8 protein-coding genes are annotated in these 11,876 nt (G+C 43.9%); 4 read left to right on the top strand and 4 right to left on the bottom strand.

Annotated features, from left to right (window positions below):
• Positions 1-6: 6 nt before the first annotated feature.
• From B0H94_RS10390 to B0H94_RS10380, 3 genes are all read right to left on the bottom strand, one after another.
• Positions 7-1,602 (bottom strand): peptide chain release factor 3, encoded by a 1,596-nt coding sequence (locus B0H94_RS10390; protein WP_106589206.1) that lies wholly within the window; start codon positions 1,600-1,602, stop codon positions 7-9.
• Positions 1,603-1,706: 104 nt separating this feature from the next.
• Positions 1,707-2,621 carry a cation diffusion facilitator family transporter gene (locus B0H94_RS10385; protein WP_181315356.1) on the bottom strand — a complete coding sequence of 305 codons (915 nt, stop codon included), beginning with the start codon at positions 2,619-2,621 and terminating at the stop codon, positions 1,707-1,709.
• Positions 2,622-2,779: 158 nt separating this feature from the next.
• Positions 2,780-3,352, bottom strand: a complete 573-nt coding sequence (locus B0H94_RS10380) for a TetR/AcrR family transcriptional regulator (protein ID WP_106589204.1) — start codon at positions 3,350-3,352, stop codon at positions 2,780-2,782.
• Positions 3,353-3,581: 229 nt separating this feature from the next.
• Between B0H94_RS10380 and B0H94_RS10375 the strand changes: the two genes are divergently transcribed.
• The 4 genes from B0H94_RS10375 (at position 3,582) to B0H94_RS10360 (ending at position 9,761) form a co-directional block, all read left to right on the top strand.
• On the top strand, positions 3,582-4,778 hold the full coding sequence (locus tag B0H94_RS10375; protein ID WP_106589203.1) for a deoxyribodipyrimidine photo-lyase: 1,197 nt from the start codon (positions 3,582-3,584) through the stop codon (positions 4,776-4,778).
• A 155-nt stretch (positions 4,779-4,933) separates the two neighbouring features.
• A complete protein-coding gene (locus B0H94_RS10370; protein ID WP_181315355.1) occupies positions 4,934-6,970 on the top strand; it encodes a bifunctional diguanylate cyclase/phosphodiesterase in 2,037 nt (678 codons plus the stop codon).
• 142 nt (positions 6,971-7,112) lie between these two features.
• Complete coding sequence (locus tag B0H94_RS10365) at positions 7,113-7,544, top strand: peroxiredoxin-like family protein (protein WP_345789043.1); 432 nt, start codon at positions 7,113-7,115, stop codon at positions 7,542-7,544.
• Positions 7,545-7,736: 192 nt separating this feature from the next.
• On the top strand, positions 7,737-9,761 hold the full coding sequence (locus B0H94_RS10360; protein WP_181315354.1) for a PAS domain S-box protein: 2,025 nt from the start codon (positions 7,737-7,739) through the stop codon (positions 9,759-9,761).
• A gap of 17 nt (positions 9,762-9,778) precedes the next feature.
• Here B0H94_RS10360 and abc-f read toward each other — a convergent pair whose 3' ends face one another.
• A complete protein-coding gene (gene abc-f, locus B0H94_RS10355; protein WP_106589199.1) occupies positions 9,779-11,650 on the bottom strand; it encodes a ribosomal protection-like ABC-F family protein in 1,872 nt (623 codons plus the stop codon).
• Between the last annotated feature and the right edge of the window lie 226 nt (positions 11,651-11,876).

The raw sequence follows: 11,876 nt of genomic DNA, 5'->3' as shown, positions 1-11,876 counted from the left end.
GTTCTATTATACATGGTTTTGTTCCATTTGAAAGACGTTTTCATAAAATGTGATGTCAGGAAATTTTCCCTGCGCCATCTGCAGCTGAAATTCGCTTTCAAACACTGCTACGAGCCGATCATCCTTGTCCCGCAAAAGATGACGGTGGCGCTTTTTAATATCTTCAATCGCTTCATCTGAACCGTCAACCCAACGGGCAACTTGATAAGGTTTACGCTCCATCCGGACATTAGAGTTATACTCGGTCTGCAGGCGCTGCTCAAGGACTTCAAACTGAAGCTCACCGACTGCACCGATAATCTGCTGGGCCGGTACTTGATTTTCTGTCCGGAACAGCTGGACAAGCCCTTCTTCTGTTAATTGGGACATCCCTTTATCAAAGGATTTATGCTTCATCACATCTTTAGGCTCGACAGCTGCAAACAATTCCGGTGAAAAATGCGGCATTTCATCAAACTGGAATGACCCTTCAGCAGTTAACGTATCACCAATTCCGAACGTCCCTGGATCAAACAAGCCGATAATATCCCCTGCATAAGCCTCCGACACAATATCACGGTCCTGAGCAAGAAACTGTGTTGGCTGGGCAAGTCGGATATTTTTATTCAACCGGGGCTGTTTTACGGTCATCCCTTGTTCGTATTTTCCGGAGGTGATCCGTAAGAATGCGATTCGATCCCGGTGTTTCGGGTTCATGTTCGCTTGAATCTTAAAGATAAAGCCGGAAAAAGATGACTCTACCGGATCAATCCGCCCTTCATCGCTTTCTCTTGGAGCAGGTGATGGGGCCATTTGCTGAAAGTGTTCTAAAAAGTTCTGTACACCAAAATTGGCCATTGCACTACCAAAGAAAATTGGTGTTAACGTGCCTGCAGCAATCGCTTCTTCATCATACGGATCACCGGCGACATCAAGTAGTTCTACTTCTTCACGGAACTGCGCAACAACAGTTTCATCAAGCCGTTCGTCAAATAACGGATCATCCGGGCCGCTTACATCTAGCGTTTCAATATGACCAACCGCATCATCAAACAGTTCAACTTTATTTAGCTGCCGGTCGTAAATTCCCTGCAGTCTTTTCCCCATCCCAATCGGCCAGTTCATTGGACAAGAGCGAATGCCGAGCACTTCTTCTAGCTCTTCCATTAAATCAAACGGGTCCCGTCCTTCACGGTCGAGCTTGTTAATAAACGTAAAAATTGGGATACCGCGCATCCGACAAACTTTAAACAATTTCTTCGTCTGCGCTTCAACACCTTTTGCAACATCAATCAACATCGTAGCTGAATCTGCTGCAGTTAATGTCCGGTACGTATCTTCACTAAAATCTTCGTGACCGGGCGTGTCTAAAATATTAATCCGCGAGCCTTTGTAGTCAAACTCCATCACGGAACTTGTGACTGAAATTCCGCGTTCTTTTTCTACGTCCATCCAATCACTTGCAGCATGCTTGCCACTCTTTTTCCCTTTAACCGTCCCTGCTTCACGGAGCATCCCTCCAAAATAGAGCAGTTTTTCCGTTAACGTCGTTTTTCCGGCGTCAGGGTGTGAAATGATCGCAAACGTTTTACGCGCTTCAATATTTTCACGCAGTGTTGTCATATTCAAAATCCTTTCTATCTTCAACTAGCTAAAAACACGATTGATTCTTTCCATAGTGTAGATGTCACACCTGGATTAATCAAGCGCACCTCAAAACTCTTTCTTTATTCCGCCCAAAAAGCATCGTGTGTAAAGGATACGGTCAGCCATAAATCTGTTGACTCTTCTTTTAAAGAAGCATACAAGGTACTGCGTACAACATCTGCCCCGCGGATATCCTGGACTTCGGCGTATTCTCCAACAATATAATCTACTTCAACATACAACCTCCGTCCAACACGGGACGTTCGCACAACGGTAGCTTCAAAACCGTTTCTTTCACCCTCTTGTTCAACCAGCGCTTCCACCCGCTCCTGCACACCATCTTGCGGGGCCATACTAAGCACTTCACGCATGCTTTCACGAATGCCTTCAATCGGGACTTTTAAAAAATAACCGGCAGCAATAAGAACCATGACTGGATCAACATAAACGGTCCAGCTGGCAAGTGCCGTGTAAGACATGACAACAGCAGCTGAAAAACCAATTAAAACTGCTAAGCTTAAATACGTATCCATCAGCCATTGATTTGCTTCTGCACGGACAAAGTTTGAAGAGTCACCTTGATTTTTCCGGTGTAAATGGCGGTACATCCACCAGCACCCTATCGTAGCAAGCAATGCATATACCGTAGCGGGACCGGCACTCACATCCCGGCCGCCTGCAAATAAATCTGTAAGTGCAGCCGCAATTGCATAAATACACATCGCTGCAATGGCGGTATATTTTAATGTGAGCACTAAAGGCTCTACACCTGCTTTACCAAATGGAAATTTCCGCTCATCATCCTGGCTTACAAATTTAGCTGCAAGCAGGCTCATCGCTGACAACCCAACACTTAAAAATGAGTAGACACCATCAAACAACAACATCTGCGATTGGATAGCTATGCCCCACACAATCGCTACAACCGCAAAAATAAGCGCCCCCCAAACGGAAAGCACTAACAATGACTTTTCCTTCAACGCTGTATTTTCCATCATTTATTCACCTCAATTTTTGAAACCCTTAAAGAAATTAAAAACAGAACAATTAACATGTTCTTCACTTCAGACGGAGGCTTTCCCGTAGGCTCGCCTTCAGCTAGCCTTTTCGGATAAGGCGTTTGAAAAACCCTCATGATGAAATTAAAACCTCTCTACACATGAAGTAGAGCTCGCTTTAAAAACGTACGCAGCTGTTCTTTTTCATGCGGCACTTCTGTTTCATCTTCATGTAGATGAACACGTTCTGTTGTTTCTTCAATCAAACTGATCATCATTTGCGCCGCAGAACTTGTGGCAATCTGCTGGGTCACTTCACCTTCAGCTTTACCAGCTTCTAAAATTTCTTCAATGAATGTTTTATACGGTTCATAAATCCGCTCCCATTCACTTAACTCGTCATTAATCGCAAGCCCTGAGTAACACAGGGAAAGCAGCCCCCTGTAAGAACGGCTCACCTCAAAAGACGTATCAATAATGATATCGATTTTGTCACTTGTGCGTACGACTTGTGACAACTTCTCACGCTGGATCTGCAAAAGCTCTCCAATTAATTCAGCCGCAATCTCTGGAATTAAAGCCGACTTAGAACGAAAATACAAATAAAAGGTACCTTGAGCCACACCTGCCTGCTTTACAATATCGTTCACTTTAATATTCTCAATACCGTGTTCAGCTAGAAGCTGCTTTGCCGCTGATATAATTTGCGTTTTTTTTGTTTGCGACATGTAAGAACCTCCGATCACTCAATAAATCTATTGACTGACAGTCAGTCAATAATATAGTGTACCATGTCAATCTTCGTCTAAACAACCAGCAGCTGCATAGTAACGCTAAAAAAGTTTTTGTTTGAATAACTTATGTTAAACTTTTGCATAATCCGTTACAATTTGTATAATAAAGGGTAAAGTTCGTTACAGATCACCGCTAAACGTTGTACAGAAAGGAGGGGGATCCTTGGCCAAACGAAAAGCTGTCTGGTTTCGACATGATTTACGTACGCTCGACCATCCCCCATTAACCGAAGCCCTGCAAACAAATGAGCCTGTCATCGCTGTTGCTTTTATTGCATCCGATATATCTGCTTGGCGCGACGATACTTTTGGTCAGTGCAACCTTATTCAGCAGCGCTTTTACTACGAGGCACTACTAGATCTTCACCTGCATTTAGAACAGTTGAATGTGCCATTAATTGTTATTGAAAGTGATCCGGAAGATCAATGGGAAGCTTTAATTGAACAATTAAATATCGATGGGGTGTACTTTCACGACGAGCCGCAACCTTTCAACCGGCAAACAACTGAGACCTTGACGCAGCAGTTAAAAACATCCGGGGTCGATATTTATTCATCTTTTAGCAAAACGTTGTACAACCCGGGTGTAACTAATACAGCTCAAATCAAACCACCAGCATCGCTTCGTGATTTAATTTACAAAGCAGATGTTAAAAAGCAAACACGAAAAACCTTTTCCCCGCCTCACCCTCAAAAAGATATGGTTGAGGCTGATGCTCACAATGTAAGTGCCCAAATACTAGAGCAACGCCTGCAGTGCTTAGCAGGGCCTTCCGAGTTCATTGGAGGTACAACAGCCGGTCAAGCACGGTTACGAGCCTTCACAAAAGAAAATGGTGCGCTCGATCATTATGTAGAAATGAGAGAGGGCATTAAACCGTTAGATGAATCTGTAAAACTGTCACCTTGGATCTCAAGCGGATGTTTATCGCCTGCCATGGTTTATGAAGCAGTGCAGGCAAGCCAAACTGCACCTGCAAAAGCAAAAAACTCAATTTATCATGACCTTCTCTTTCGCGATCATTTAATATTTCAAGCAATGATTTATGAGGAGCATGCTAATTCAACAATTGAACCTGGCGCCTACTGTTCAATAACGAAAGAAGCGTACCGCTGGGCAGCGGGCAAAACAGAAAACGAAGAAGTGAACCAAATCATTCAACGTATTAAAGAAACCGGGTTCGCTTCAAGCGCGGAGCGTAAAAATATCGTGGACTACTTTTTCAGCTTGCCTACAGTTGACCGGAGGTTTTGTGGCGCATTTTTTGCACGGAACCTTATTGATTACGAAGCAACTGTAAGCACCGGCAACTTACTCACAATTGCAGCTGACGCTGAAACACCAACATCGACCTTATAAATATTTTATAAAACACCTAGTCCATTTATAATTCACTTAAAAAACTGTCTTTTTAACTATATTCAAACGTCGATGGCCGTCACCTTCATGATATAATAGGTAAGAAGCATGACTTTTGGTTACTTGTGGAGATGAATATGAAGGTGAACGGGAATATGAATGATAATCTTTACACACTAATACACTTTTACGACTGGCGTATCGTCGCACTCTCTATCTTAATTGCAGTCTTCGGCTCGTTTGTAACTTTAGAAATCCACCGTATGGCTGGTGAACAAGGGAAGCGGCTGAAAAAAAACGTTTGGATCACAGCCGGAGCTGTAGCGATGGGGCTGTCCATTTGGTCGATGCATTACGTTGGAATGGCTGCATTTGAGCTTAGAATCCCGCTCAGCTACGATCCCGTGTTAACAGCAGTTTCATTTATTCCTGCTTTACTATCGGCTTTTATTGCTTTTTATGTCCTTCATAAAAAAGATTGGCGGTTCATGACAATCATTATTGCTGGTGGATTCATGGGGTTAGGGATTACAAGCATGCACTACACCGGCATGGAGGCCATACAATTTGCAGGAGTACGGGAATACAATTTCGGTATGTTTTTCTTATCATTTATCATAGCAGTATCTGCCTCAATCGCTGCTTTACTAATTTTTTCTTTCATGAAAACAAACCGGCGTTTCTCACAAAAAATCGGAGCCTCTCTACTTTTAGGCGCAGCTATCAGCGGCATGCACTACACTGGCATGGAAGCGACCTCATACTGCATTCCAAGCAGTATGACCGCCCAACTACTACCCGCACCGGAGAGCGGTATTGACTGGCTCTGGGCCGGCGTGTCATTTGCTGTTTTTGTGATGTTTTCATTTGTCGTTTTCTTCATTTATAACGAGCGACGCTGGTCGATTCAAACAAAATACAGAAACCCGCTGACTGGTCTGCCTAACCAACGTTCACTAGAAGACACACTACTAAAAGACCGTGGAAGCGCCCGTTTTGCAGTTATGATCCATATTGAACATATCCCTAAATTAAACGAAACATTTGGTTATCAAGCAGGCGATGCAGTTATCCAGGAGGCTGCCGCACGCATTGAGCAAGTAACAAACCGCCATTTAATGTTATTTCATCTTGAAAACCGAAAGTTCTTGATTTTTGGGACATTAGCAGCCTCTTTAGATAAACTGCTCATTGAACTAAAAGCTGCACTTGATCAATCATATACCATTTTTGGTGATCAAGTAACGAATGATTTTTCGCTCGGGATCACAAAGCCGCAAAGTTTAAAGTCAAAACAGCAATTGATGAAAGAAGCCGAGCGTGCTCTTCAGCTTGCACGAAGTGAAGGTCTTGGCCAATGGTTGTTTTATCATCCTGAGTCACACTCCGACGAGCGAGAACGACAGTTAATGGAAGACTGCCCGTGGTCATTCAGCCAAGGGCAGATTCATGTCTATTACCAGCCTAAAGTTCCGTTAGCTTCTGAAGGGCTTGTTGCTGCTGAAGCCCTCGTACGCTGGGAGCATCCGGTATACGGCTGGGTTTCACCTGGAGAGTTTATGCCTTTAATTGAAAAATATGGATATATCACACTACTTACCCGTCACGTGCTGTATGAAGCATGCCGTAAGGGAAAAGCATGGCTTGATCAAGGTTTTGACTTTGAGCACATTAGCGTCAACCTTTCTCCTCTACATTTTCAGCTTGAAGGGACGTCTGACATGGTGCAGGCAGCGCTTCGTGATACAGGTTTCCCACCAGAAAAACTTGAGCTTGAGATTACAGAATCCGGTACCATTGAACAGTTAAACGGGGCGACCCGGCTCTTAAAAGTACTTACCGAGCAGGGGATTCGCATTAGTCTCGATGATTTTGGCACCGGCTTTTCATCATTAACTCATTTACGCAGCCTGCCGATTCATACGGTTAAGCTCGATCGCTCATTCATTTTCGAAGTCCCCGGCACCATTAAAGACGAAAAAATGGTAGCGTTGATTATACAATTGGCACACTCTCTTGGGTTACATGTTGTAACTGAAGGTGTGGAAACTGAAACACAGGCTTCGTGGCTCACTGAACAGAACAGCGATTATGGCCAAGGTTTTTTATACAGCCCTGCTGTTCCAGCAGAGCAATTTGAAACATTGTGGCTCAATAACGAAGATCCTCTTAACTCAGAGGAAAGGAGATAAATCAATGCAACTGACACTTCATGTGACAAAACAAGATGGTACAGAAGTCAGCCTCAACGATCTTCGCAGCGATGATGACGGTACGTTATTTGTATTTTTGCGGCACCCTGGCTGACCGATATGTCAACAATTTCTTGCGCAGTTGCGTAAGTCCGCTCCAGCCATTCAAGAAGAGCGTGGGGTGCGTATCGTCGGGATTTTCCCTTCACCCCCGTTACTTGTATCCGAGTTTGAAGAAGCATTTGGCCCTTTTCCTTTTACCTTGGCGTGCGATCCGAAACGCCATACGTTTCGTGCACTTGGACATCCTACACTAAAAAAGAGAACAATGCTTGCTAAAGCTGCGGTTGGAATACTAACAAGAAAAGTTAAGCAATTTCTTCCGAAAGACCCTGCCCAGCGTAAAGTTGCAACCACATCTATGAAAACGCAGGACGTTTACATTCAAGGAGGTACCTGGCTTGTAGATGAGCAAGGTAACGTCCGCTTTAAACACATTGATGACTCCCCGGAAAATCACGCCTCCATCGAACAGATCACTGACCACATCGACCAATGGCAAAAGCAGGGCTGAACAATCAGCTCTGCTTCTTTTTCCACAGCTGCACTTTCACTCTTAACAGCGCTGATTATCTTCTTTTTTATTTTCATTTGATTGAGCAACCGCTCATCACTACAACGTTTTCAGGTTCTTTATGCTCCTTTAAAGTTGTATAGAATCATGATAAATTATACGTACGAATGTGTAACTATAGGAAGTGAATCCATGAATTACGAACAACTTCTTCATCACCTTAGCACAAACCAAAATATCGCAGCAGCTTCGGCTGAGCGGGAATTTGAGCGCCTTCAAGCACTGGAGGCATTAGGTTTAGCTAACGGGGAAGGTGACAAAACCCTTGATGAAATTACAAATTTTGTAAAAAAGCAATTAAGTTCCCCTATATGCTTAATCACTTTAATTGATGTCGATAAGCAGTGGTTGAAGTCTACTACAGGACTCCCTAGTGAGCTTACAAAATCAGGTAAAATTGCACGCGAAAACTCTGTGTGCCAATACGCTGTAGCTGCAGAAGCTCCTTTGATTGTGCCTGATCTGCTGCAAGACAGCCGCTTTAGTGACCGAAAAGCGATCTTAGAATCCGGTTTTCGCTTTTATGCAGGTGTTCCTATCTTTTCAGAAAATGGCTATGCCCTTGGTACTTTATGTGTGCTTGATTATGGGCTTAGAGAATTTCAAGATGATGAGCTTGAGCAGCTGCAAATGTTTGCCCACTGGGTCGAATCTGAAATTCAACTACGTTACCAGCTGAAAATGAGTCACGAGCGTGAACAAACCTTAATTGATCTACATGAGCAAAACATGTGGTTGTATCAAGCGCTTGATACAACCAGTACAGCTTTTATCATTCTCGACATGCGTACAGAAACACCGACCATCGTTTATGCAAATGAAGCTTACACGAACTTAACCGGTTATGAACTGCATGAAATTGACGGTGACGGCCGACAGCAGCTGCACGGTCCAATGACTGACCAAGGTACGATAAAGCGCATTGCCGATGCTTTTCATATGCACATGACAGTGCGCGAAGAACTTTTGTTATATTGTAAAAACGGTCAAATCATCTGGGTGGATATCGTTATGAACCCTGTTTTTAACGAACAAGGAGAACTTACACATTATACGATGGCTCATCACGATATTACGGAACGTAAGCGCTCCGAAAATACCATGTTAAAGCAGATCTTCCAACAAGAAAGTGTTTTTGAAGCTATACCTGATATTGTTTACCACATGAACTTAGACGGGGATCTTTTAAAATGGAACGGCCGTTTAGAAGAAGTAACCGGCTTTACAACCCAGGAAATTAAGCAAAAAAATACATTGGATTTGTTTCCGGAGCGAGGGCATGATTTACTAGCACAGCAGCTTGATAATGTAAAAGTTGAAGGCTCAACTGAATTTGAGCTGGAACTTTACACCAAAAGCGGGAGTGAGTTGATGTACCGCTGGAGTGCGATGCTCTTGTACGAAGGAGGAAGCGAACCTGCAGGGATCGTCGGCACAGCGACAGACATCTCTCTCGATCTTCAGGTCGAAAAAGATTTGAGCACAGCCTCAAAACTACAGCAGGAAATGCTGCCTGCCCCATTGATCCATCGTGATGTGAATATTGATGCTATTTATGAAGCAAATAACTACGTCAGTGGTGATACGTACGGTTATCACTGGCTTGATAATGACCATTTATTTATCTATCTTGTAGACGTCATGGGGCACGGGGTTTCTACTGCCCTCCAGTCTTCCGCTATTCATGTTTTATTTGAGTATACAACGAAGCTGAACATTCCATTGGAACGAAAAATTCAAGAGATCAACACTGCTACACAAGCTGTACTTCCGGAGAATTACTTTGCGGCTGCTTTTTGTGCCGAAATCAATATACGCTCCGGTACAATGAACTATGTGTCTTCAGGCATTCCTGCATTTTTAACCCGCTACCGCGATGGCAAAGTGGGTACACATAAATGTTTAGGAATGCTGCTTGGCTTATTTAATGAAACCCCTGTTGAGCAATGTAAAATGACACTCACAGACGTAGCCGACATTTACTTTATGACTGACGGTGTGTATGAAGCATTAGATACAGCCCTTCTCAATGAACGTCATACAACAGAGAGCTTAAACGAGTATTTCAATCAATTAACAAGCAGCGGACTCGCTGATGATGCTACGATTGTGCACGTTCAATTTCCATTAAAAGACAAAAAGCTCGAGGTGAATTAATCACCTCGAGCTTTTCGTTATGCATCACCAGCAAGCTCTGCAAGTTCCGCCCAGCGGTTCATGGCAGCTTCGAGTTCAACTTCAGCCTGCTCTTGCTGTTCGTGCAAGCTTTGGATCGTTTCAAAATCACTTCCCGCCTCCGCAATTTCAGTTTGCAGCTGTTCGATTTTTCCTTCCAGTTCTTCAATTTGCTGTTCAATTGTTTGATATTCCTGCTGTTCTTTATAGGACATCTTTTTCTGCTGTTTTGTCGGGGCTGCTTCTTCTTTGATTTTCTTTGTTGGGGTGGCTTCTTTAGTTTGTGCTTGTAAATAAGCTGAATACCCACCGTTAAACCGCGTGATCTTACCGCTGCCATCAACAACAAATAAATGATCGACAACCCGGTCCAAAAAGTAACGGTCGTGAGATACGGTCACAACAACCCCTGGAAATTGTGCTAAATAGTCTTCAAGCACACTTAAGGTCTCCGTATCAAGATCGTTCGTTGGCTCGTCTAAAAATAGCACATTTGGCTCACCCATCAAGATGCGGAGCAAATATAGGCGCCGTTTCTCACCTCCTGATAAACGGCGGATATACCCCCACTGTGAAGCGCGCGAAAAGAGAAAGCGTTCTAACATTTGTTCTGCTGTAATTTCCCGTCCATCTTTCGTATAAACAACTTCTGCTGCCTCACGAATATAATCAATTAACCGTAAGTCCGGATCCATATCCATTTGTTCCTGCGTATAATAGCCGATACGCACCGTTTCACCGTGTTCAACTTCACCTTCATCCGGCGGAAGAACTTGGGCAAATACGTTCATTAACGTTGTTTTACCGGCACCGTTAGGGCCGATGATGCCAATCCGTTCTTTTGGGGTAACTTTATATGTGAAGTTGCGGAACAGCCACGTATCGTTGAAAAACTTTCCTGCCTCTTCAACTTCAATAACCTTCTTACCAAGACGTTTTGAGCCAATTGCAAAGTCTACATTTTCTGTTTCTTTCGGGCCTTTCTCTTCTTTAAGTTCTTCAGCCCGATCTTTACGGGCTTTCTGTTTTGTACCACGCGCTTTTGGCATACGCTGCAACCATTCAAGCTCACGCTTTAATAAAGATTGGCGCTTCGCTTCAGCTTTTGCCTGCTCGGCTTCACGCTCCGCCCGCTTCTGCAGAAAAGTTTCATAATTCCCGGCATAAGCGTACAAATTCCCTTGTTCTAACTCAAAAATGTAGTTTGTTACACTGTTTAAAACGTAGCGGTCGTGCGTGACGAGTATAATTGCCCCGCTGTACTGTGCCAAGTATGTTTCAAGCCATTCAATTGCTTCTTGGTCCAAGTGGTTGGTCGGCTCATCTAAAATGAGCAGATCCGCCGGCTGGATTAAAGCTTTCGCGATCGCGACGCGTTTTTTTTGTCCCCCGGAGAGCGCTTGAATTGGTTTGATGAAATCCGTGACACCGAGTTTTGTAAGCACAGTCTTAGCAGTCGTAATTGCCTCCCATGCCTCATACGCATCCATTTCAGCCTGCGCTTTTAAAAGCTCATTTTGGGCTGCTTCTGAAGATGGAGACTGCTCCAGCTTATGCTGGGCGCGTTCATAATTCCGCATCGCCTGCATAACCGGTGCGTCTCCACCGTACACTTCATCAATGACGGCTTTTGATTCTTCAAGGTCCGGTGATTGCGGTAAGTATTCAATCCGCAGCTGATTGCTGTGCTGAAGTGTGCCGGCTTCAAAACCTTCAATACCAGCAATTCCTTTCAGTAACGTGGATTTTCCTGTACCGTTGACGCCAATTAAACCGATACGCTGCTTCGGCTCAATTGTAAATGAAATATTTTGAAATAGCGTTTTATCTCCATGTGTTTTTGTTAGTCCTTCTGCTACTAATATACTCATGCTTCTCACCCTAACACGCAGCAATTGACAGGCTGGCTGACAAACCAGCTTTGACTACATACATTGTATCATACAAACAGAACCGCCTTGCAGTGCAGGCGGTTCTGTCAGCGTGTAGACAAACTTTTAAGAAAATGAAGGCTGACGTCGCTTTTCGGCGGACGCTTGCCTCGGGTACGGCCTCAACTTCCTCGGCAGACAACCGCTGCCTGCGGGATTTTCGGCT

Origin of the sequence: Salsuginibacillus halophilus, assembly GCF_003014715.1 — a bacterium.
In the GTDB taxonomy this organism is placed as follows: Bacteria; Bacillota; Bacilli; order Bacillales; family Marinococcaceae; genus Salsuginibacillus; species Salsuginibacillus halophilus.
The sequence above is the reverse complement of the archived record's forward strand: the minus strand, read 5'-3'. Positions and strand labels throughout refer to the sequence as shown.